This window comes from Geodermatophilaceae bacterium NBWT11 (assembly GCA_014218215.1).
Classification (GTDB): domain Bacteria; phylum Actinomycetota; class Actinomycetes; order Mycobacteriales; family Geodermatophilaceae; genus Klenkia.
On sequence record CP043652.1, the window covers coordinates 4,507,741 to 4,528,968 of the forward strand.

Annotated in this window: 19 protein-coding genes and 2 pseudogenes; 10 read left to right on the forward strand and 11 right to left on the reverse strand. The window is 74.1% G+C overall.

Translation table 11 applies throughout. The features are described 5' to 3' along the window. Window positions 1-15 precede the first annotated feature (15 nt). Window positions 16-990, forward strand: a complete 975-nt coding sequence (locus tag F1C76_21840) for a zinc-binding dehydrogenase (GenBank protein QNG38827.1) — start codon at window positions 16-18, stop codon at window positions 988-990. Beyond that, the gene (locus F1C76_21845; protein ID QNG38828.1) at window positions 987-3,878 is read left to right on the forward strand and encodes an FAD-binding protein; all 2,892 of its coding nucleotides are present in this window, start codon (window positions 987-989) and stop codon (window positions 3,876-3,878) included. The genes F1C76_21840 and F1C76_21845 overlap by 4 nt, the downstream gene beginning before the upstream one ends. Window positions 3,879-3,894: 16 nt before the next feature. Here F1C76_21845 and F1C76_21850 read toward each other — a convergent pair whose 3' ends face one another. From F1C76_21850 to F1C76_21860, 3 genes are read right to left on the reverse strand one after another with little or no spacing between them, the layout of a single operon-like run. After that, window positions 3,895-5,037: a LysR family transcriptional regulator gene (locus F1C76_21850; protein QNG38829.1), complete on the reverse strand. Its 1,143-nt coding sequence runs from the start codon at window positions 5,035-5,037 to the stop codon at window positions 3,895-3,897. Further along, window positions 4,974-5,492, reverse strand: coding sequence for a hypothetical protein (locus F1C76_21855; GenBank protein QNG38830.1), 519 nt, complete (start codon window positions 5,490-5,492; stop codon window positions 4,974-4,976). Before F1C76_21855 ends, F1C76_21850 begins: the two co-directional genes overlap by 64 nt. A gap of 28 nt (window positions 5,493-5,520) precedes the next feature. Beyond that, entirely contained in the window at window positions 5,521-6,093 is a 573-nt protein-coding gene (locus tag F1C76_21860) for a GTP pyrophosphokinase family protein (protein ID QNG39467.1), read from the reverse strand. A 585-nt stretch (window positions 6,094-6,678) separates the two neighbouring features. On the opposite strand from F1C76_21860, the gene F1C76_21865 reads away from it, so the two are divergent. The 3 genes and pseudogenes from F1C76_21865 to F1C76_21875 all read left to right on the forward strand — a co-directional run bounded on the left by F1C76_21865 (window position 6,679) and on the right by F1C76_21875 (window position 9,381). After that, on the forward strand, window positions 6,679-7,533 hold the full coding sequence (locus F1C76_21865; protein ID QNG38831.1) for a relaxase domain-containing protein: 855 nt from the start codon (window positions 6,679-6,681) through the stop codon (window positions 7,531-7,533). A gap of 105 nt (window positions 7,534-7,638) precedes the next feature. Then, window positions 7,639-7,869, forward strand: a pseudogene (locus F1C76_21870) (hypothetical protein). 936 nt (window positions 7,870-8,805) lie between these two features. After that, window positions 8,806-9,381 carry a VanZ family protein gene (locus F1C76_21875; GenBank protein ID QNG38832.1) on the forward strand — a complete coding sequence of 192 codons (576 nt, stop codon included), beginning with the start codon at window positions 8,806-8,808 and terminating at the stop codon, window positions 9,379-9,381. Here the strand turns inward: F1C76_21875 and F1C76_21880 are convergent. After that, window positions 9,326-9,502 (reverse strand): annotated as a pseudogene (locus F1C76_21880) (enoyl-CoA hydratase/isomerase family protein). The gene F1C76_21875 and the pseudogene F1C76_21880 sit on opposite strands and share 56 nt — an antisense overlap. Here F1C76_21880 and F1C76_21885 point away from each other — a divergent pair. Further along, entirely contained in the window at window positions 9,495-11,231 is a 1,737-nt protein-coding gene (locus F1C76_21885) for a CocE/NonD family hydrolase (protein QNG38833.1), read from the forward strand. The pseudogene F1C76_21880 and the gene F1C76_21885 overlap by 8 nt on opposite strands. Here F1C76_21885 and F1C76_21890 read toward each other — a convergent pair. After that, entirely contained in the window at window positions 11,140-12,363 is a 1,224-nt protein-coding gene (locus tag F1C76_21890; GenBank protein QNG39468.1) for a hypothetical protein, read from the reverse strand. The two genes, F1C76_21885 and F1C76_21890, sit on opposite strands and share 92 nt — an antisense overlap. Window positions 12,364-12,405: 42 nt before the next feature. Beyond that, window positions 12,406-13,005 carry a TetR/AcrR family transcriptional regulator gene (locus F1C76_21895; GenBank protein QNG38834.1) on the reverse strand — a complete coding sequence of 200 codons (600 nt, stop codon included), beginning with the start codon at window positions 13,003-13,005 and terminating at the stop codon, window positions 12,406-12,408. Window positions 13,006-13,061: 56 nt separating this feature from the next. Here F1C76_21895 and F1C76_21900 point away from each other — a divergent pair, with 56 nt between their 5' ends. Both F1C76_21900 and F1C76_21905 read left to right on the forward strand, forming a co-directional pair. Further along, entirely contained in the window at window positions 13,062-13,859 is a 798-nt protein-coding gene (locus F1C76_21900) for an SDR family oxidoreductase (protein ID QNG38835.1), read from the forward strand. 63 nt (window positions 13,860-13,922) lie between these two features. Further along, complete coding sequence (locus F1C76_21905) at window positions 13,923-14,885, forward strand: aldo/keto reductase (GenBank protein ID QNG39469.1); 963 nt, start codon at window positions 13,923-13,925, stop codon at window positions 14,883-14,885. 1 nt (window position 14,886) lies between these two features. Here the strand turns inward: F1C76_21905 and F1C76_21910 are convergent, their stop codons facing one another. The 4 genes from F1C76_21910 to F1C76_21925 all read right to left on the reverse strand — a co-directional run bounded on the left by F1C76_21910 (window position 14,887) and on the right by F1C76_21925 (window position 18,463). After that, entirely contained in the window at window positions 14,887-15,354 is a 468-nt protein-coding gene (locus F1C76_21910) for a universal stress protein (protein ID QNG38836.1), read from the reverse strand. Window positions 15,355-15,356: 2 nt separating this feature from the next. Continuing rightward, entirely contained in the window at window positions 15,357-16,769 is a 1,413-nt protein-coding gene (locus F1C76_21915) for an APC family permease (protein ID QNG38837.1), read from the reverse strand. 63 nt (window positions 16,770-16,832) lie between these two features. Then, a complete protein-coding gene (locus tag F1C76_21920; GenBank protein ID QNG38838.1) occupies window positions 16,833-17,720 on the reverse strand; it encodes an NAD(P)H-binding protein in 888 nt (295 codons plus the stop codon). A gap of 26 nt (window positions 17,721-17,746) precedes the next feature. Continuing rightward, entirely contained in the window at window positions 17,747-18,463 is a 717-nt protein-coding gene (locus F1C76_21925; protein QNG38839.1) for a hypothetical protein, read from the reverse strand. A gap of 44 nt (window positions 18,464-18,507) precedes the next feature. Here F1C76_21925 and F1C76_21930 point away from each other — a divergent pair, with 44 nt between their 5' ends. After that, window positions 18,508-19,203: a DNA alkylation repair protein gene (locus tag F1C76_21930; GenBank protein QNG38840.1), complete on the forward strand. Its 696-nt coding sequence runs from the start codon at window positions 18,508-18,510 to the stop codon at window positions 19,201-19,203. Here F1C76_21930 and F1C76_21935 read toward each other — a convergent pair. Continuing rightward, window positions 19,187-20,104 carry a LysR family transcriptional regulator gene (locus F1C76_21935; GenBank protein QNG38841.1) on the reverse strand — a complete coding sequence of 306 codons (918 nt, stop codon included), beginning with the start codon at window positions 20,102-20,104 and terminating at the stop codon, window positions 19,187-19,189. The genes F1C76_21930 and F1C76_21935 overlap by 17 nt on opposite strands. 146 nt (window positions 20,105-20,250) lie before the next feature. On the opposite strand from F1C76_21935, the gene F1C76_21940 reads away from it, so the two are divergent. Next, on the forward strand, window positions 20,251-21,228 hold the full coding sequence (locus F1C76_21940) for a cyclase family protein (protein QNG39470.1): 978 nt from the start codon (window positions 20,251-20,253) through the stop codon (window positions 21,226-21,228).

A 21,228-nucleotide genomic window follows, 5' to 3' on the forward strand; every position in this document is an offset into this window, starting at 1 on the left:
CGACGGAGACCAGACATGTGGGCGCAGATGCTCAGCGGACCGTTCGCCTTCGACCAGGCCGAGGTCCCCGCTCCCCAGGCCGGCTCACTGACCGCCGGCCAGGTCCTCCTCGCCACCCGCGCAGGGGCGATCTGCGGGAGCGACCTCCCCAACTTCCGCGGCGCCCCCTTCCCCATGGGGGACGCCGACGACGGGGTGTGGGCGACCCGCACCCCGGGCTTCCCGCTGCACGAGATCGTCGGTGAGGTGCTGGCCAGCGAGCACCCCGAGCACGCCGTCGGTGACCTGGTCGTCGGCTGGGCCTCGGCCTTCAACGGCATCGCCGAGCTGGTGGTGAGCGACGGCGCCGGGTTGGCCCGCTACGACCGGGCCCTGCCCCCCTCGACCGCCGTCATGCTGCAGCCGTTGGCCTGCGTGCTGTACGCGGTGGAGCAGATGGGCGACGTGCGGGGGAAGACGGCCGCGGTCATCGGGCAGGGGCCGATCGGGCTGCTGTTCAGCCACGTGCTGAAGTCCCGCGGGGCGGCACACGTCATCGGGGTCGACCGGATCGACCGCACGGACGCAGGGTCGCTGTTCGGCGTCGACGAGGTCGTGCCGGCCGCGGCCGAGCGCTGGGCGGCCTCGCTGCCCGACATCGGCGGCCCGGACCTGGTCGTGGAGGCGGTGGGCCACCAGGTGTCGACCATGAAGGCGAGTCTGCAGGCGGTGGCCTTCGGCGGCGAGGTGTTCTACTTCGGCATCCCCGACGACTGGGTGTACCCCTTCGACATCATGACCTTCCTCCGGAAGAACCTCACCCTGCGCTCCGGGGTGACCCTGGAGCGGCGCCGGGTCCTTGAGGACGCCAACACCCACCTGGCCGCCCACCCCGACCTGCGGGACGGCTACGTCAGCCACGTGTTCCCGGTGACCGACGTGGAGAAGGCGTTCACCGCCGCCGTCCGGCCGGCGGTCGGGCAGTTCAAGATCGCCATCGACATGGCATGACCGAGCTCCTCCCCCGCGCCGGGGCAGCGGCCCCGACCCCGTCCCCGTCCCCGGCGGAGCTGGCCGCCCGGCTGGCTGCCGCCGGTGTCGCCGACGTGCTGGTCGACACCGCCTCCCGTGCCGCGTTCTCCAGCGACGCCTCGCTCTACCGGGTGGTGCCGCAGGCCGTCGTCCGGCCCCGGCACGAGGACGACGTCGCCGCGACGCTGCAGGTGTGCCGCGAGCTCGGGGTGCCGGTCACCGCCCGCGGGGCGGGGACCTCGGTGGCCGGCAACGCGGTGGGCCCGGGCGTGGTGCTCGACCTCGCCCGGCACCTGCACCGTGTGCTGGACGTCGACCCCGCCGCCCGGACCGCCCGCGTGCAGGCCGGCACGGTGCACGCCAGGCTGCAGGCCGCCGCGCGGCCGTACGGGCTGCGGTTCGGTCCGGACCCCTCCACGCACACCCGCTGCACCATCGGCGGGATGATCGGCAACAACGCCTGCGGGTCACGGACCCTGGGCTACGGCCGGACCTCGGACAACACCGCCGGCGTCCGGGCACTGACCGCCGACGGGTCGTGGCTGACCACCGGCCGGGACGGTCGCGGCCGACCGACCGTCGAGGGTCCCGCCGTCCTGCTGGACGGGTTGCACGGGGTGATCGGCAGCAGCCTGGCCGTGGCGCGCACCGAGCTGGGCACCTTCGGCCGGCAGGTCTCCGGGTACGCCGCGCACTCCCTCCTGCCGGAGAACGGCTTCGACGTCACCGGCCTGCTGGTCGGCAGCGAGGGCACCCTGGCCGTGGTCACCGAGGCCACCGTGGACCTGGTCGTGGACCCGGCCCACCGGCTGCTGGTGGTCCTGGGCTACCCCGACTTCGGGGCCGCCGGGGACGCCGTCCCCGCCCTGCTGACCCACTCCCCCACCGCCTGCGAGGGCATCGACTCCCGCATCGTGGCCGTCGTCCGCGGGCGGCGCGGACCGCAGGCCGTGCCCGATCTCCCCGGAGGTGCGGCCTGGTTGTTCGTGGAGATCGCCGACGAGGACCTGGGCGCCGCCCGCGCACGGGCCACCGCGATGCTGGCCGATGCCGGTGCGGTGGACAGCACCGTGGTCGAGGACGTCGCCCGGGCCGCGCAGCTGTGGCGGATCCGAGAGGACGGCGCCGGGCTGGCCGGTCGGGCCCCGTCCGGTCTGCCGGCGCACGCCGGGTGGGAGGACGCCGCCGTCCCGCCGGCCCGGATCGGGGACTACCTGCGGGCCTTCGACGGGCTGGTCGCCGAGCACGGCCTGACCTCGATGCCCTACGGGCACCTGGGCGACGGCTGCGTGCACGTGCGGCTGGACTTCCCGCTGGGGGCCGCCGACGGACCAGCCCGCTTCCGGTCCTTCCTCACCGACGCCGCCGACCTGGTCGTCGGCTTCGGCGGGTCGTTGTCCGGTGAGCACGGCGACGGCCGGGCCCGCAGCGAGCTGCTGCCCCGGATGTACTCACCGGCCGTCCTGGGCCTCTTCCGGTCGATCAAGGGCACCTTCGACCCGGCCGGGTTGCTCAACCCGGGGGTGTTGGTCGACCCCGACCCGGTGGACGTGGGGATCCGGGTCTCCGCGGCCCGCCCGGTGCGGGCACCGCTGGCGCTGGCCTACCACTCCGACGGCGGCGACTTCGGCCAGGCGGTGCACCGCTGCACCGGCGTCGGCAAGTGCCGGGCCGACACCACCGCCACCGGTGGGGTCATGTGCCCCTCCTACCTGGCGACCAAGGAGGAGAAGGACTCCACCCGCGGCCGGGCGCGGGTGCTGCAGGAGATGATCGACGGCGACCTGGTCGACGGGTGGCGCTCCCCTGCGGTGCACGAGGCCCTGGACCTGTGCCTGTCCTGCAAGGGCTGCGCCTCGGACTGCCCCACCGGTGTGGACATGGCCGCCTACAAGGCCGAGGTGCTGCACCAGTCCTACCGCCGTCGGCTCCGCCCCCGGTCGCACTACTCCCTCGGCTGGTTGCCGCGTTGGTCGCGGTTGGCCTCCCGGATGCCGCGGCTGGCCAATCGGGTGATCGGGCTGCCCGGTCTGCGGCAGGTGGCGCTCTTCGTCGCCGGGGTGGATGCCCGGCGTTCCATCCCCTCCTTCGCACCGGAGACCTTCCGGCGCTGGTTCGACCGCACCGCCGCCGACCGGCCGGCCGTCGGCACGCCGGTCCTGCTGTTCGTGGACAGCTTCACCGACCACTTCTCCCCCGAGGTCGGCCGCGCCGCCGTCCAGGTGCTCACCGAGGCCGGGTACGCCCCCGAGCTGACCCCGGAGCCGACCTGCTGCGGGCTCACCTGGATCACCACCGGCCAGCTCGACGGCGCCCGTCGCATCCTGGGCCGCACGGTCGACGCCCTGGGCCCAGCCCTGGACCGCGGCCTGCCCGTGGTGGGCCTGGAGCCCTCCTGCACCGGCGTGCTGCGCAGCGACGTGGTGGAGATCCTGGACACCCCGGCGGCCCGTCGGGTCAGCGCGGCCACCGTCACCCTGGCCGAGCTGCTGACCCGCGACCCCGACTGGTCACCACCGTCGCTGGCCGGTGTCGAGGTGGTCGCCCAACCGCACTGCCACCACCACGCCGTCATGGGCTGGGACGCCGACGCCCGACTGCTGGCCCGCACCGGTGCCACGGTGGAGCGGCTCGGCGGTTGCTGCGGGTTGGCCGGCAACTTCGGGGTCGAACGCGGGCATTACGAGGTCTCCGTCGCGGTGGCCGACCAGCAGCTGCGGCCGGCCCTGGACGCCGCCGGCCCGGGCGCCGTCCTGCTGGCCGACGGGTTCTCCTGCCGCACCCAGGCCGCCGACCTGTCGGCCACCACCGGGGTGCACCTGGCCCAGCTGCTGGCCGACGGCGCCCGCCGGACGGCCGCCACCTGACCGGCCCGCGCCCGGGTCACCGGGCGCGGGCCCACCGGGCGTGGGACGCCGTCAGCTCCTCCACCAGGTCGCGCACCTCGGGACGGGACTCGTCGGCCAACCGCCACACCACGTGGTAGTCGGCCTGGCCGATCCCCCGCATGGGGACGCACCGCACGGCGGGGTGCGGGTGCGCGGCCAGCACCGCGGGGGTGACCACGCAGACGCCCAGCCCCATCGCGATCCCGTGCAGCGTCTCGTCGATGGTGGTCACGTGCTCGACCCTGGCCGCAGCTTCGACCGGCACCGTCCGCAGCCCGGACAGCGAGCGCGCCTCCTGCGGCAGCACGAAGACCGTCTCGCCCGCCAGGTCGGCCGGGACCACCTCGTCCCGGCCGGCGAGCCGGTGGGTGGCGCCGACCCCGAGCACGACATCCTCGACCGCCAGCCGGTGGCTGCGGACCCCGGGCACCGGTTCGTCGTGCGGTGCCTCGACCAGCGCGACGTCTGCCATCCCGCTCAGCACGCCGGCCGCCGCCTCGGTCCAGTCGGCCCGGCGCAGCCGCAACCGGAGGTCCGGATAGCGCCCGGACACCGCCGCCACCGCGGGTGCCAGCACGTCGTTGGCGGGGCTCAGCCAGAACCCGATGGTCAGCTTCGCCGCGTCGCGACCGGCGTCCCGTACGGCGGCCGCCGCCTCACCGGCCAGCTCGACCAGCCGGCGCGCGTAGGGCACCAGCGCCTCCCCGGCCCGGGTCAGGGTCACCCCGGCGGGTCCGCGGTCGAACAGGGAGACACCGAACAGCTTCTCGAGGCTGGCGATCTGCTTGCTGAGGGCCGGCTGGCTGATCGCCAGGGTGGCGGCCGCACGGGTGATGTGCAGCTGGTCGGCGACGGCCAGGAAGTAGGTCAGGTCGCGGGTGTGGACCATGACGGTCACCTCCTGGTGTGCGGTCCGGAGACGGCAGTACCAGCCCAGCATCGCCCACGCGGCCGCCTCGCCGCCGAGCGGGCCGACAGCAGACCCGGTCGACCACGGGCAGGCGCGGACCTGGGCCGGTGGGCGGCCTCCCCACCGATCGGCCTCGCCCTGCATGCTTCGTCGTACGAGCCTGGTCACCTGCCCAGGTCGAGCACCTCGTGGTCCCGACCCAGCGAGGTCCGCCCGAGCACCCGCCATCCGGCCTCGGCGGCCCGCGTCTCCGGGTCGCCGACCGAGCGCGGGGCCGCCCCGGTCCCGGCCAGCACGACCACCGCCTCCTCCGTGGAGGCACCGGTCGGGCCTGACGCCTCCAGCACGTCGGCCCCGGCCTCGCAGGCCTCGGCGAGGAACGTCACCGGGAGGTCGCCGGCCTCGGTGGCGGGCACCGCCAGCGCGGTCGGCGGGGCCACCACCACGGTGTCGGGCAGCCGGCCGGTGTCCCGGCCCGCCCGGGCCAGCACCACGGAGCCCGGGCAGCTCAGTGCTACACGCCCGGCGACGGTCGAGGCCGGCAGGTCCAGCAACCCGGCGGCCACGAAGGCGAAGGCGCCCCCGTGCTCGACCAGATCCCGGTACAGGTCTTCGTCGGCCTGCAGGTCGTGGGCCAGCGGGTGCCCGGTGGTCAGCTCCCAGGCGGGAACTCCGCAGCGCAACACAGGACGGGCCGTCTGGCCCGATCGGTCAGGAGAGGTCGCGGACCTCGCGGTGCAGCCGCTGCATCGTGGAGTCCAGCCGGTCGGCGATGTGCGCGGCCTCGGTGAGCTCGGCGCGCAGCTGGGCCGGCACCGCCTCGTCGTACTTGTAGAAGATCTTGTGCTCGAGGCTGGCCCAGAAGTCCATCGCCACGGTGCGCAGCTGGACCTCGACACGGGCGGTGACGCTGCGGTCGGACATGTGCACCGGGGTGTCCACGATGAGGTGCAGGCTCTTGTAGCCGTTGGCCTTGGGCTCGGCGATGTAGTCCTTGGTGGCGACCAGCTCGACGTCGGGCTGGCGGGTGAGCATGTCGGCGACCAGGTAGACGTCGGAGACGAAGCTGCAGACGATCCGGACGCCGGCGACGTCGTGGATGGCCGAACGCACCTGGTCGACGGTGAACAGCACGCCCTTGCGCTCCACCTTCGCGGCGAGGCTCTCGAAGCTCTTCAGCCGGGAGGTGACGTGCTCGATGGGGCTGTCCTCGCCCATCCGCAGCTCCTCGCGCAGGATGTTGACCTTGGTCAGCATCTCGTCCAGGCCGAACTTGTAGACCATCAGGAACCGCCGGACGTCGGTCCCCGGCCCGGCAAGGAACTCCGCAGCCGCAGCCAGGTCGGAGGACGGCCGACCGTGGCGAATCACGTCGGCGCCTGGTGCGGTCACGTCGTCCACGTCCTCGACTCTATGAGGTCCGGTTGGCGTCACGACCACCCCAGGTTCCCGTAGTGGACTGCACGCTTCGCCCGCCAGACCCCTCGCTGAACTGACTCGATCGCACGCTCAGGCACGGTGGTCGCGGAAGGAGCGACCCCGCCAGCCCAGCTTGGCTCCGTCGATGGCCCCTGCAACGGAGGGCCCTGGAGCATCGGTGGCTGCACAGGATCGAAGAACCCGAGAGTCGTCGTGGAATGTGCCGAAGGTGGGCATGCCGGGAGTCCTTCGACCACGGCAGTGTCCGCCCCCCCTCCGTCACCGTCCTACGCACCTCGGGGTCCTCCCCGCGCCACCTCGGCGCCGACTCCGGTTCACCTCGACCTGGCACCACTCTCTGGCAGACGGATCACTTCACCCCACCAGCCGACACACCTCATGCACTCCGGGTGACATGCCTGCAGGAGGGGCGCCGCCTGTGCAGCTGTGATGACGGTGCACAAGCTCACGGCGGGGTCCGGGTACACCTACCTGACCCGCCAAGTGGCTGCTCACGACGCCACCGATCAGCCGGCCGGCGGCCTGGGCGCGTACTACAGCGAGAAGGGCGAAGCGCCGGGGCGCTGGATGGGCCGCGGCCTCGCCGGCAGATCGGACTTCCCAGTCGGCGACACGGTGACCGAGGCGCACATGGTCGCGCTGTTCGGTCACGGCCGTCATCCGAACGCCGCTCAGATCGAGCAGACGGCTCGAGCCGATGGACGAGATGCACAGGAGATCGACCGGGCGAGCCGTCTCGGCAGGCCCTTCGGTGTCTTCGAGGCGTCGAACGACTTCCGGCAGCGCTGTGCCGTCGAGTTCCGCGAGCTCAACCAAGCGCTCGGTCTGCCTGCCGCCTCGCCGGTCTCAGACGACGAGCGCGCCCGGATCCACACCGAGGTGGCCGGGGCGATGTTCGAGGAGAGGTTCGGTCGCCCCGCCCTCGACGCCCGTGAGCTGTCCGGTCATCTGGCACGCATCTCTCGGCAGCCGACCACCGCCGTCGCCGGCTACGACCTCACCTTCAGCCCAGTCAAGAGCGTCTCGACGCTCTGGGCGATCGCACCGCGGGACGTCGCGGCTGTGATCGAGCGGGCGCACCAGGACGCCGTCGACACGGTGTACGGCGAGCCGTTCTCTAGCTCACCGGCTGGGTACATCCCCGTGGTCGGGATGGGGATGGTCAGCGCCTGCAACGCCTGTGCCGCTAACACCGCAGGATCGACCGCGGGCGGCCCAGCCGGTGGGTCGGCCGACCAGAACGAGAACCCGCTCGTCCCGGGGAACGCTCCGCCCCCGGTGTAGAAGGTGCACAGGTAGACGGCGCCATCGGTGTGACCGCCCCAGACCGGGGACTCGAGCGGGGGCTGCACGGTCATCACCTGCGCGTAGCACTGGAGTCGCTGGACGACGCCCGCGCTTCTCAAGAGTATCGAGAAGGAGGGCATCGCCGAGAAGGAGCTGGCTGTGCTCCTCAACAGCAAGCGCGTCATCCCCGTGACGCACGGGGTCACTTACGAACAGCTTCTCGACGTCAGCCCGATGCTTGCGTCGCACGCCGGCCTCAGCACAAAGGAGTCCTCGCTAGACGATGTCGCCTCCAAGCTGGCTGCGGCTGCGGCAGCCCTTCCGGCCCCCTAGAGCTCGCCGCCCCGGCACTCATGGCCGGGCACCGCCCGCTGGTGTGGACAAGGCACAGCCAGGGCGGCTCCGCCGCCCCTGCCATCCGAGCAGGGCCGGAGGATCACATGGTCGTGCGGACCGGGTCGGCCAGCTTGTCGTCGGCGGGTCAGCGGAGCTGGGTCACCTCGCCCTTGCCGATGTACTCCCCGACCGCGAGGCAGTCCTCGGGCCCGTGCTGCTCGACCCGGTCGCCGTCCCGATGCAGCGTCACCTGGTCGAAGGCGAACCGGGAGCTAAGCACCTCGCGCCCAGGATCGGCGGCCACAGCATCTACACGAAACGTAGAACTGTTAGCCAAGACCCGAGCTAGGTCATCCGCTTGAGACGTGCTGGTCATGGAGGTTCCGAGACGAATCGAGTGGCAGCGGCGTCCGCGATGCAGCTCCTTGACCTCATCAAGACCCGTGATACTGATCTTGATACTGCACGTAGGGCCACTGGGCGCGTCAGACGGTCTGTCAATGCAGAAGGCCCGTGTGCTCGATGGCCCATACCCGCAGCTCAGAGCCCCGCAATGCATCTGGACGCACACCCCGCCTTGTGAGTTCAAGTCCCCCCTCGGACACCACAGACACCCCGTGTTCCCGCAGGTCAGGGACGCGGGGTGTTGCTGTTCCGGGATGTGCATCGGCCCGGTGACCCCGCGCGGGAGGGCTGGCCGGCTGGTTCACTCCGCCCATGGCCGACACCCTGCCCGGACCACTGGACCCCACCGAACCGGTCCCCGACGACCCCGGTGAGCTCATGCCCGACGCCCCGGAGCCGTTGCCCCCGGCGCCGGTGGAGCCCACCCCGGACGACCCGGGCGGCGACCCGGGTGGCGTGCCCGAGCCCGCCTGACCGAAGGCGGCCGCGGAGCCGGGGACGACCTCGCGGCCAGGCCCGTCGGACCCGGTGCGGCAGAGTGCGCCCGTGCTCACCGACTGGCTGCTCGACCACCCGTGGGCCAGCCCGACCGTCCTGGCCGCACTCGTCGCCCTCGGACCACTGGTGGGGTCGTGGTCGGCCGGTCGACGCCGGCTCACCGCCTGGCTGGCCGGCGCAGCCCTGCTGCCGGTGGCCCTGCTGACCCTGCTGCCCGTGGACTCGGGGACCGGGCTGGTGCAGTGCACCGTGCAGTGGGCGCTGCCCACCCTGGGCCGGGTCGAGCTGCTGGCGAACCTGCTCCTCTTCGTGCCCCCGGCACTCCTGGCGACCGTCGCGACCCGCCGTCCGATCGTGGTGCTGGTGGGCGGGAGCCTGCTGTCGGCGGTCGTCGAGGCGTCCCAGGCCCTGGTGGTCGACATCGGCCGGGCCTGCGACACGACCGACTGGCTGTGCAACACCCTGGGCGTGGGCCTCGGTGTGGCGCTGGGGATCGCGGCCCTGGCGCTGCACCGACGAGGCCGGCCCGCACCGCCCGAGCGTCGGCGGCTCAGCCCAGCGGCCCCCGCAGCGCCGCCGGCGCCGGGCCGTACACCCGCGCCTTGATGGCGCCCAGGGTGGGGCCGGCCTTCCCGGTCAGAGCCGCGGCCAGCTCCACCGCGGTGCCCCGGACGGCGATGTCGGCCTCGGGGAGGCACCAGGACCCGCGGTCGGCCCGCATGACCCGGGGCGGTCAGTGGAGCACCGGGCAGGATGGCCGGGTGCCGGGGCACCGAGGCCCCGGCCCGGGGAGAGGCGGCACCGTGGGCGCAGGAGCCAGGCTGGGTGGACTGCTGGTGGACGCGGCGCTGGGGCTGCCGCTGCGGGCCCGGCGGTACACCGTCGACCGCGATGTCGCCGTCCCCATGCCGGACGGGGTGACGCTGTTCGGGGACCACTACCGCCCCGACGTCGAGGACCCCCTCCCGGTGGTGCTGATCCGGCTCCCCTACGGCCGGTCCGGGGTGTTCGCGCACGCGTTCGCGGCGCCGTACGCCCGGCGCGGCTTCCAGGTGTTCGTGCAGTCCACCCGCGGCACCTACGGCTCCGGCGGGCAGTTCCGGCCGTTCACCACCGAGCACGAGGACGGGCTGGCCACGCTGGCCTGGGTCCGCGAGCAGCCCTGGTGCGACGGCCGGGTCGCCATGACCGGGGGCAGCTACTTCGGGCACACCCAGTGGGCGGTCGCGCCCTACGCCGACCCGCCGCTGGTGGCCGTCAGCCCGCACATCACCGCCGCCCGCATCACCAGCGCCTTCTACGACGGCGGCGCCCCGGGCGCGGAGAACGCGCTGCGCTGGTCGGTGCAGATCGGCGCCCAGGAGGCCGGCGGCCTGCCGCTGCCCACCCCGTGGGGCCGGGCGAGGGTCACCCGGGCGCTGCGCAGCCAGCCCCTGCAGGCCGCGGACACGACGGCCGGGGGCGCCCCGGTCCCGTTCTGGCGTGACTTCACCGGGCACGCCGAGCCCGGCGACGGGTTCTGGGCGAGCGCCGACCACCAGGAGGCCGACCTCGCCGCGTTCCCCCCGGCGAACATGGTGACGGGCTGGTGGGACCTCTTCGTCGCCGAGCAGCTGCGCGACGTCGTCCGACTGCAGGCCGCCGGCGTCCCCGTCCGGCTCACCGTGGGCCCGTGGATCCACGGCGAGCCCGGCGAGCTGCGGGAGATCGTGCGCACCGACGTCCGCTGGCTCAACCACCACCTGCGCGGTGGCCGGGCGCCGCGGAGCGCCGCCGTCCGGCTGTACCTGCAGCAGGCCGGCACCTGGCTGGAGTCGCCGTCCTGGCCGCCCCCGGGGGTGCACACCGAGCACCACCACCTGGGTGCCGACGGCAGCCTGGGTGCGTCACCCACCGGGACGTCGAGCACGGTCGTCTTCGACCCGGCCGACCCCACCCCGAGCGTGGGCGGGCCGCTGCTGCAGGGCCCGGGCAAGCAGGCCGACCAGGCCACCGTCGAGGCCCGGGACGACGTGCTGGTCTTCACCGGCCCCGAGCTGCCCGCCGACCTCGACGTGGTCGGGCCCGTGCGGGCCCGGGTGCACCTGCGACCGGAGCTGGAGCACGCCGACCTCGTCGTCCGGCTCTGCGACGTCGACCCGGCCGGGGTGTCCCGCAACGTCGTGGACGGCATCCGGCGGCTCGACCCGCGCACCGTGCCCGCCGAGGACGTCACCGTCGGCCAGGACGGCGTGCTCAGCGTGGACCTCGAGCTGTTCCCCACCGCCTACCGGTTCCGCCGCGGCCACCGACTGCGCGTGCAGGTGGCCGGCGGGGCGTTCCCCCGGTTCGCCCGCAACAGCGGCACCGGGGAGCCCTTCGCCGTCACGACCGGGGGTCGGACCTCCCGGGTCGAGGTGCTGCACGACGCCGGGCACCCCTCGCGCCTGGAACTGCCCGTGCTGCCCGCCCGCTGAGGGAGGCGCGGGGCGGCGCGGGCCGGTCGTCGGCCGAGCCGACGTCGGTCCACCAGTCCCGCACCTCGGGCGGGTCGAGCACGTCGACCCGCTCCCCGGGGCGGGGGACGGCGACCCGCGTCCCGGTGCGGGCCGCCTCGGTCAGCAGGCGCCGCACCGGCTCGGCCCAGGGGTGGAAGGCCAGGTTGAACGTGGCCCAGTGCACCGGGACCAGCACGCCGCCGCCCAGGTCGCCGTGTGCGCGCACCGCCTCCTCGGGGTCCATGTGCACCTCGCGCCACGCCGGGTCGTAGGCCCCGATCGGCAGCAGGGTCAGGTCGAAGGGCCCCAGCCGGGCGCCGATGCCGGCGAAGGCCGGGGTGTAGCCGGTGTCCCCGCCGAAGAAGACCCGGTGCCGGGGGCCGTGCACCGCCCAGGAGCACCACAGGGTGTCGTCGCGGCCGAACCAGCGGCCGGAGAAGTGCCGGGCCTCGGTGCAGGTCAGGGTGAGCCCGGCGACCACCACCGACTGGTCCCAGTCCAGCTCGACCACCCGGTCGGCGGGCACGCCCCAGGCGCGCAGGTGCTGGCCGATGCCCAGCGGGACGACGAAGGGCGCCCGGGTCCGGTGCAGCAGCTCCTGCACGGTGGGCAGGTCGAGGTGGTCGTAGTGGTCGTGGGAGACCAGCACCGCGTCCACCTCGGGCAGGTCGTCGATCGGCCCGGGCGGGGCGTGCAGCCGACGCGGTCCGAACAGCGGGGACGGCGAGACCCGGTCGCCCCACACGGGGTCGACCAGCACCCGCCGACCGTCCACCTCCAGCAGCACCGTCGAGTGGCCCAGCCAGGTGGCGGCCAGCTCGGCGGCCTCGCCGGGGACCTCCGGGCGCACGAGTGGGACGGCCCCGACCGGGCGGCCGCGGTCACGCTCGCGGTGGGTCTGCCGGAGCAGTCCGCTCCGGGCGCTCACGGCCGGGATGACCGGGCCCGGCAGGCGGTTGCGGAAGGTGCCGTCGGCGAACTGGGGCGAGCCGGTCACCTCGGGCAGCGGGCCACGGCGGCTGGCGCCGATGGCGGCGGGCAGCCCCCAGGTGGCGCGGACCACCAGGCCGACGGGGACCCCGACGGCTGCTGCCGCGGCGGCTCGGCGGATGAGGCGGGCGGGGCGGGACGTCACCCCTCCAGCATCCCAACATCAGCGGGCTGGTGCGTCCAGGGCGTGCAACGCCTGGTCGAGCGCGGCCTCCAGCGGCCACGGGTCGTGCAGCGGCTGGCTGAGCACCAGGCCGCCCTGGATGGCCGACAGCACGGAGGCGGCGATCCGCCGGGGGTCGGCATCGCCCGGGACCGCGCCGGCGTCCTGCATCCGCCGCACCCCGGCGACCAACAGGTCGGCCCAGGCGGTGAACGCCCCGGCCACGAACACCGCCAGCTCCGGGTCGCGGGCGGCGGCCTCGGTGGCCAACGAGCCGATCGGGCAGGCCCAGCGCCCCTGCCCGATGTAGTAGTCGACCAGCGCCAGCCGCCAGGACTCCCAGGACTCCCGGGTGGACAGGTCGTGCACGTGCGGCTCCTGGGCGGCCAGCAGCTCGGCACCCTCCCACTCGGCCACTGCGCGCACCAGCTCGGACTTCCCACCGGGGAAGTAGTGGAACAGCTGGGACTTGCTGGTCAGCGTGGCCGCCCGGACGTCGTCCAGGCTGGTGCCGCCGATGCCCGCGGCCAGGATCTGCCGCCCGGTCTCCTCGACGATGCGCTGGCGGGTGCGCCGTCCGCGCTCGGTCAACTCCGCCACGCCCCGAGACTACCGCTCACTGGACCGATCGGTCCAGCTGCTGCTACAACTGGACCATGCAGTCCAACGAGCAGGTCCTGTCCACCCTCCCCCGCGACGACCGGCTGGCCGGCCGCACCGCCTGGGTCACCGGCTCCACCAGCGGCATCGGCGAGGCGGTCGCCCACGTGCTGGCCGCCTCCGGCGCGACCGTGCTCGTCAGTGGTCGCGACCGGTCCCGCGCCGACGCCGTCACCGCCGCGATCACCGCCGCCGGCGGCACCGCGCACACCCTGGTTGCCGACCTCTCTGCGGCCCCGGACGAGCTCCGGGCCACCGCCGCCCGGGCCGTCGAGCTGGCCGGCGGCCGGCTCGACGTGCTGGTCAACAACGCCGGCGTCTACCCCGTGTCGGCCACCGAGGGCCTCGCCGACGAGGACCTCGAGGCGATGCTCGCGGTCAACGTCCGTGCCCCGCACGTGCTGGTCGGTGCGCTGGTGCCGGCGATGGCCGAGCGGGGGGACGGCGTCGTGGTCGACATCGGCTCGTGGATGGCCCGGGTGGGCAGCCCGTTCGGCGCGATGTACACCGCCACCAAGGCGGCGCTGGAGCAGCTGACCCGTTCCTGGGCCGCCGAGTACGGACCCCGCGGCGTGCGGGTCAACACCGTCGCCCCCGGGGTGACCGCGACCCCAGGCAACGCCGCGGCCACCGCCGTCCTGGAGCAGATGACCGCCGCCACGGTCGCCGGTCGGCCGGTCCGCCCGGTCGACGTCGCGTTCGCCGTCCGCTGGCTGTGCACCGAGGAGGCCGCTTTCGTGCACGGCACGACCGTCGACGTCGACGGCGGCATCTCCGCTGCCCGGGTGGGCTGACCGGTGGCACTGCGCACGTTGGGCCGCTCCGGGCTGCTGGTCAGCCCGTTCACCCTCGGCGCCATGACGATGGGCAACGACGCCTGGGGCTCGGACGAGACCGCCTCCGGTGCGGTCCTGGACGCCTACCTCGCGGCAGGCGGGAACGCCGTCGACACCGCCGACGTCTACTCCGGGGGCCGCAGCGAGGAGATCGTCGGCCGGCTGATCGCCGCCCGCGGGGTGCGCGACCGGGTCGTGCTGGCCACCAAGTACGGCTTCAACGCCGGCGGCGGGCCGCTCACCGGCGGCGCCGGGCGGAAGAACGCCGTCCGGGCGCTGGAGGGGTCATTGCGCCGGCTGGGCACCGAGTCGGTCGACCTGTACTGGCTGCACGTCTGGGACGACGTCACCCCCGCCGAGGAGGTGCTGACGACGATGACCGACCTCGTGCGGGCCGGGAAGGTGGCGCACTGGGGGCTCTCCGACGTCCCGGCGTGGTTCGCCACCCAGGTGGCCACCCTCGCCGCCGCCCACGGCGTGCCCGGGCCGGTCGCGCTGCAGCTGGAGTACTCGCTGGTGGCCCGGTCGATCGAGACCGAGCACGTGCGGGCGGCCCGCGAGCTCGGGATGGGCGTCGTGCCGTGGAGCCCGTTGGCCGGCGGGTTCCTGTCGGGCAAGTACTCCTCCGGGACCGGCGGACGGCTGTCCGGGCCCAACCCGTTCGGCAGCAGCAAGGACACCGCGGCCAACCGGGCCGTCGTCGAGGTGGTCCGGGAGGTCGCCGCCGAGCTGGAGCGCACCCCCGCGCAGGTGTCCCTGGCCTGGGTGCTCGGCCGCCCCGGGGTGGACTCCGTCCTGGTCGGCGCCCGCACCCCGGAGCAGGTGGCGGCCAACCTGGTCGCCGCCGACGTCGAGCTGCCCCCCGCCGTCCGCACCCGGCTCGACGAGGTGAGCGCCCCCGACCTGGGCCCCGCCGGGCTGTTCGACCCGGCGATGATGGCCGCGGTGATCACCGGGGGCACGCCCTACCGGCGGCTGCGCTGACTCAGCCGGGTCGACCGCCCGGGCTGCCCGGCGTCGGCCGACACACCAGCACCGGGCAGGGCGCCGAGTGCTGCACCCGGGAGGCCGTCGTCCCCAGCAGGATCGTGGCGGTCAGCCCGCGGCTGCCCGAGGCCAGCGAGATCAGCCCGGCGCCGGTGTCGACGGCGGCCCGGATGATCTCCGAGGCCGGGGAGCCGCTGCGCACCTGGGTGTGGATGGTCGGGCCCCAGCCGTCGAAGACCGCGGCGACGTGCGCGACGGCAGCAGCGGCGTCGTCCTGGAAGCTGAAGTCGGTGGGCTCGGTGTTGCGCCGCTCGGTGAGCTCGTTGGCGAAGGGCACCGCGGCGTAGGGGCTGACCACGGCCACCACGGTGACGTGGGTGATCTCCCGGGAGTCGGCGATCCACTGGAACTGCCGGGCCGCGGCGAGGGAGGCCTGCGAGCCGTCGGTGGCGACGATGACGTGCACGGTCAGTGCTCCTTCGTGGTGGCCGGGGTGGTGCCGGTGCGCTTCTTGTTCGCGTACTGCGCCAGGAACAGCACCACGCCCAGCGCCAGCAGCCCGGCCACCCAGAGCAGCGCACCCGGGTCGTCGTAGAGCGTGTAGACGAGCACGACCAGGTTGCCGAGGATCCCGAACACCAGCAGCGGGGTGTTGGCCCGGTAGGTGTCGGCGGTCTCGTCGCTGCCGCGCAGCTTCAGGCAGGCGACGATCACCAGGGCGTAGATGAAGAGCAGGAAGACCACGGTGATGGTGGCCAGCCGGTCGACCACGTCGAGGTCGGAACCGCTGAGCTGGATCAGCGCGCCGATCACCAGCAGCGCGCCGACGACGGCGGCACCGAACAGCAGCGCCACGTAGGGGCTGCGGCGGGTGGGGTGCACCTTCTCGAACACCGCCGGGACGACGTCCTCGCGGGCCATCCCGTAGAGGATCCGGGACTGGGCGACCACGGTGACCAGCGTGGTGTTGCTGATCGCGACCATGGCGATGAGCCCGAAGACCACGAGCATCACGCCCACCGGGATCGGCAGGAGGTCCTCGCGCACGACCTCCAGCAGGGTGTTGCCCGACAGCACGTCGATCGGCACCGCCAGCGCAGCGGCGATCGACACCAGCACGTAGACGACGCCGGCGGTCATCATGCCGCCGATGAGCGCCCGCGGGAACGCCCGCGAGGGGTCGATGGTCTCCTCGGCGACGTTAGCCGCGTTCTCGAACCCGGTCATCGCGAAGAAGGCCAGCGAGACCCCGGCGACCACCGCGACGGCCTTGCTGCCCTCCCCGCTGAACTGCAGCAGCACCGAGGGGTCCGAGACGCCCTGGAACAGCGCGATCACCCCGATGACCACGATGATCAGCAGCCCGCTGAGCTCGATGAACGTCATCACCACGTTGGCCACGACCGACTCGGTGATGCCGATCAGGTTGACCACCGTGATGACGGCGACGAAGGCCAACGCGATGAGCAGCGCGGGGACCACGGCGTCCTCGCTCATCCCGATCACCCCGGCGAAGTACCGGACGAAGCCCGAGGCCAACGAGCCGACCGCGGCCATGTTCGCCGAGAGCATGCAGATGGTGATGAAGAAGGTGAGGACCGGTTTGCCGAACGCCTTGTTGACGTAGAGGGAGGCCCCGGCGGCCTGCGGGTACTTGGTGACGAGCTCGGCGTAGGCCAGCCCGGTCACGGTGGCGACGGTGACCCCGGCCAGGAAGGCCATCCAGAACGCCCCGCCGACGGCCGCGGCGACCAGGCCGATCAGCACGTAGATGCCGGAGCCGAGGACGTCGCCCACCACGTAGAAGTACAGCTGCTTGGCGGTGATCGAGCGCTTGAGCTCGCTGCGGCCCGCGCTCTGCGCGACGTCCGGTGTGGTCATGCGAGGACGTTAGGGCTGCCCAGGTACCTCACAGGTGACGGTCAGGTCACGATCCGACACCGCTCAGGACCGGGCGAGCCCTTGGCGGAGCTCGGCCAGCGCACGGTCCAGCCCCACCCGCGGCGCCCAGCCCCACCGGCGCGCCCGGTCGGTCACCAGCTGCCCGGTCCACACCGGCTCGTCGGTCCACTCGGGGGTGATGCCGACGGCCTCGCCCACCGCACCCAGGTAGTCCCCCCAGGTGGCCGGTTCGCCCGCGACCAGCACCGGGGTGGTGCCGCCGGGGACCGGGCCCTGCTCGGGGTCGTCGGAGGCGGCGACGGCGCCGACGGCGAGGTCGGCGAGCATCGCGGCGAGGTCCTCGACGTGCACCCAGGACCAGCTCTTCGCCGGGTTCACGCTGCGGTCGCCGTCGACGAAGGCCTGCGGGCGCAGCGTGTTCCACACCGACGTCCCGGCGGCCCCGGCGATCGCCGGCGGGCGCACCAGCACGGTGGTCAGCCCACCCACCTCGGCCAGTGCGACGTCGGCGGCGTTCTTGGTGTCCGGGTAGTCGCCGCTGCCCTCGGGCAGCAGGGCGGCGTCCTCGGCGAGGTCGCCCAGCCCGGCCGAACGGTCGTAGACCCCGGCGGTCGAGACGTGCACCAGCCGCTCGACGCCGGCGTCGCGGGCCGCGCGGGCGAGGCGCGCAGTGCCCTCGACGCCGACCCGGTGCTGCTCGTCGCGGTCCGAGCCCATCGGGTGCACGGTCGTGACCACGGCGTCGGCACCGCCGAGCGCGTCGGCGGCGTCGCCCACGTGCTCGGTGACGCCGTCGAGCACCGGGGCGGTGCCGGGTCGGCGGACGACGGCCCGCACCTGCGCGGACCGCTCGGCCAGCGCCCGGCAGACGGCGGCACCGACGAGTCCGTTGGCACCGGTGACCACGACGACGGGAGAGGAGACGCTCATGCCCCCACCCTGCGCCGCCCCGGCCCTCAGCGCAGCGCGGCCCCGGCGCCGGCGGCGGTGATCCACAGGTCGGTGGCGACGGCCAGGCAGTCCACCCCACGCTCGGCGAACCGGGCCGCGGTCGCCGGGTCTCCCCCGTAGGCGCCCACCGGCACCCCGGCCGCCCGGCCGGCGGCCAGCACCCGGTCCAGCGCGGAGTCCGCCGACCGGTCGTCGAGCAGGCCGTCGACGGTGGTGCCCAGCGAGAGCGACAAGTCGTTGGGTCCGATGAACAGCAGTCCGACACCAGGGACGGCGGCGATGTCCTCGACGCACGCCAGGGCGGCGGCGGACTCGATCATCACCGCGCACAGCGGGTCCGTCGCCCGGGCGGGCTCGCCCCAGGTCGGCGCCAGCGGCCCGGCACTGCGTCGTCCCCGGGGCGGGTACGAGGCGGCCTCGACGGCGGCCCGGGCCTCCTCCGCCGAGTCCACCTGCGGGACGACGACGGCGGCCGCCCCGGCGTCCAACGCCAGCCCGATGCCGGTGAACTCCGACGACGGCACCCGGACGACGAGGGCTGCGGGCACGCCGTGCCAGCCGCGGGCCACCTCGAGCAGCTCGGTGCGGCCGTACACGCCGTGCTGCATGTCCAGGGCCACCCAGTCGAAGCCGGCCAGGCCGAGCCGACGTGCCGTCCCGGGGCCGGCGTCGGAGCACCAGACACCGCGGCTGTGCGGACCGAACCCCTGGCTGCTCGTCATCCCGGCACGCTAGCGTCCCGGCACGTCGACCGAGGAGACAGACCATGGCCCGGACTCCCCCGCCGCAGGTGACGCTGGCCGAGGTGCGCGCCGAGCTGGCTGCCCTCGAGGACCCGCGGATGCGCGCGGTCAACGCCCGGCACGGGGACGACCACGGCGTCAACCTCACCGGGCTGCGCGGGCTGGCGAAGCGGCTGAAGACCCAGCAGCCGCTGGCCCTCGAGCTGTGGGCCACCGGGGACGCCGACGAACGGCTGCTGGCGGTGCTGGTCTGCCGGCCGCGGGACTTCTCGCTCGACGAGCTGGACACGATGCTGCGCGAGGCCCGCCTGCCCAAGGTGCACGGCTGGCTCGTCGACCACGTCGTGGAGAAGAGCCCGCACGTCGAGGAGCTGCGCGGGCGCTGGCTGGCCGACGCCGACCCGGTGGTCGAGAGCGCCGGCTGGGCGCTGACCACCGACCGGGTCGCGAAGGCCCCCGACGGACTGGACCTGCCCGGCCTGCTCGACGAGATCGAGGCCCGGATGGCCGCGGCCCCCGACCGGCTGCAGTGGGCGATGAACCACTGCCTCGCCCAGATCGGCATCGAGCACCCCGCGCACCGGGAGCGGGCCGTCGCGATCGGCGAGCGGCTGCAGGTGCTCGCGGGCTACCCGACCCCCAAGGGCTGCACGTCGCCGTTCGCCCCGCTGTGGATCGCCGAGATGGTCCGCCGGCAGGAGCTCACCCCGGCGCGGTGACCTGCCGGGCCGCCCGGAGGACCAGGTCCCGCAGCCAGCTGTGCTCGGGGTCGCGGGCGTACACCGGGTGCCAGTAGGCCGCTTCCACCAGGTGGCCCAGGTCGACCGGGGCGGGCAGCACCCGCAGCGCGCTGGTGGTCGGCAGCAGCCCGAGCAACCGGCGCTGGAGCACCGCGATGCGGGGCGACCGGGCGACCAGGCCCGGGACGGTCAGGAAGGCCTCGGTCACGACCTGCACGTGCGGGTCGATGCCCTGCATGCGCAGGATCCGGGTGGCCGGGGTCGAGGCGGTCTGCCCGCTGTAGACCGTCACCCAGGGCAGCTCGCGCAGCTGGTCGACGGTGACCGCCTCCCCGACCTCGGGGTTGTCGGCGTCGGCGATGAGCACCCAGTCGTCGGTGAACAGGTCCATCGCCGGCAGGTCGTCGAGGAATCCGCGGGGCAGCAGCAGCAGGTCCGCAGCCAGCAGCGCCTGGTCGGCCCGGGCCACGATGTCCGGGCTGTGCGGCACGAACTTCAACCGCGCCCCCGGGGCCTCCTGACCCAGCAGCTCGGTGAGCGCGCTGCCCAGCACGGCCACGCAGTAGTCCGACAGCAGCAGGGTGAACTCCCGGGTGGAGCTGGCCGGGTCGAAGGCCGGTTGGGCGGTGAAGACCCGGTGCACCGACTGCAGCGCCAGCCGGGACTGCGACTGCAGCTGCTCGGCCAACGGGGTGAGCCGGTTCTCGTTGCCCACCCGCACCAGCAGGTCGTCCCCGAAGTGCCGACGCAGCCGGGCCAGCGCCGCCGACAGCGCGGGTTGGCTCAACCCGACCTGCTGCGCGGCCCGGGTGACGCTGCGCTGGTGCAGCAGGGCGTCGAGGGAGACCAGCAGGTTCAGGTCGAGGTTGGCCACGTTCACGGCGGCAGGCTAGCCCGCCAGGTCATCAGCCGGGTCGATCCGGGCCATCAGTGATGGCGACTTCCCTGATGGTGGTGCGTGCCACATCCTCGTCCCCGTCACCGTCGACAGGAAGGCCCGCCGTGCCCAGCCCGAACCACGCCCACCTGGACCCGCAGGACCCCGAGGGCACCATCGCCGCCGCGGCCGCCCGGGTCTCCAACTGGGGCCGCTGGGGTGCCGACGACGTGCTCGGCACGCTCAACCTGCTCACCCCGGAGAAGCGGGTGCAGGGCGCTGCGCTGGTGCGCCGCGGGGTCACCGTCGACCTGACCCAGCACTTCAACGCCGAGGGCCCGCAGAGCGGCTGGCGCCGCCGGACCAACCCGGTGCACACGATGCTGGACACCGGGACCGACGCCGAGCGCGGCGTGCAGGGCTTCCCGCACGGCATCGGCGGCGCCGACGACATCGTCGCGATGCCGCTGCAGTCCTCGACCCAGTGGGACGGCCTGGGCCACATCTTCGACCACGGACAGGCCTGGAACGGCCGCCGGGCCGGGGACGTCGTCACCAGCGCCGGCGACGCCGTGACCGGCATCGAGACCACCGCCGGCCGGTTCGTCGGCCGCGGCGTGCTGCTCGACGTCGCCCGGCACCTCGAGCCCGCCACCGCCGAGCTGCCCGACGGGTTCGCGATCACCCCCGCGCACCTGGACGCCACCGCCGCCGCGGCCGGCGTCGAGGTCGGCAGCGGCGACCTGCTGCTGGTGCGCACCGGCCGGCTCGCCCGGGCCCGCCGCTCGATCGCCGCCGGCACCGGCTGGGCCGGCTACGCCGGGGGCGACTCCCCCGGGCTGTCGTTCACCGCCCTGGACTGGTTGCGCGAGCACGACGTCGCCGCGGTCGCGACCGACACCTGGGGTGTCGAGGTGCGGCCGAGCGAGTTCGCCGTCCCCACCTTCCAGCCCTTCCACCAGGTGGCCATCCCGCACCTGGGCCTGTTCCTCGGCGAGATGTGGGACCTCGAGGCCCTCGCCGCCGACTGCGCCACCTCGGGGGTGCACGAGTTCCTGCTCGCCGCCGCACCCCTGCCCGTCACCGGAGCGGTCGGTGCCCCCGTGGCCCCGATCGCCGTCCTCTAG

Bases quoted from the DNA above. Each gene is read 5' to 3' on its own strand.
- F1C76_21840 (QNG38827.1), top strand. From the start codon at position 16: ATGTGGGCGCAGATGCTCAGCGGACCGTTCGCCTTCGACCAGGCCGAG.
- F1C76_21845 (QNG38828.1), top strand. From the start codon at position 987: ATGACCGAGCTCCTCCCCCGCGCCGGGGCAGCGGCCCCGACCCCGTCC.
- F1C76_21850 (QNG38829.1), bottom strand. From the start codon at position 5,037: ATGGCGGGTGCTCGGGCGGACCTCGCTGGGTCGGGACCACGAGGTGCT.
- F1C76_21860 (QNG39467.1), bottom strand. From the start codon at position 6,093: ATGGTCTACAAGTTCGGCCTGGACGAGATGCTGACCAAGGTCAACATC.
- F1C76_21865 (QNG38831.1), top strand. From the start codon at position 6,679: ATGACGGTGCACAAGCTCACGGCGGGGTCCGGGTACACCTACCTGACC.
- F1C76_21885 (QNG38833.1), top strand. From the start codon at position 9,495: ATGACCCGGGGCGGTCAGTGGAGCACCGGGCAGGATGGCCGGGTGCCG.
- F1C76_21900 (QNG38835.1), top strand. From the start codon at position 13,062: ATGCAGTCCAACGAGCAGGTCCTGTCCACCCTCCCCCGCGACGACCGG.
- F1C76_21905 (QNG39469.1), top strand. From the start codon at position 13,923: ATGACGATGGGCAACGACGCCTGGGGCTCGGACGAGACCGCCTCCGGT.
- F1C76_21915 (QNG38837.1), bottom strand. From the start codon at position 16,769: ATGACCACACCGGACGTCGCGCAGAGCGCGGGCCGCAGCGAGCTCAAG.
- F1C76_21920 (QNG38838.1), bottom strand. From the start codon at position 17,720: ATGAGCGTCTCCTCTCCCGTCGTCGTGGTCACCGGTGCCAACGGACTC.
- F1C76_21925 (QNG38839.1), bottom strand. From the start codon at position 18,463: ATGACGAGCAGCCAGGGGTTCGGTCCGCACAGCCGCGGTGTCTGGTGC.
- F1C76_21930 (QNG38840.1), top strand. From the start codon at position 18,508: ATGGCCCGGACTCCCCCGCCGCAGGTGACGCTGGCCGAGGTGCGCGCC.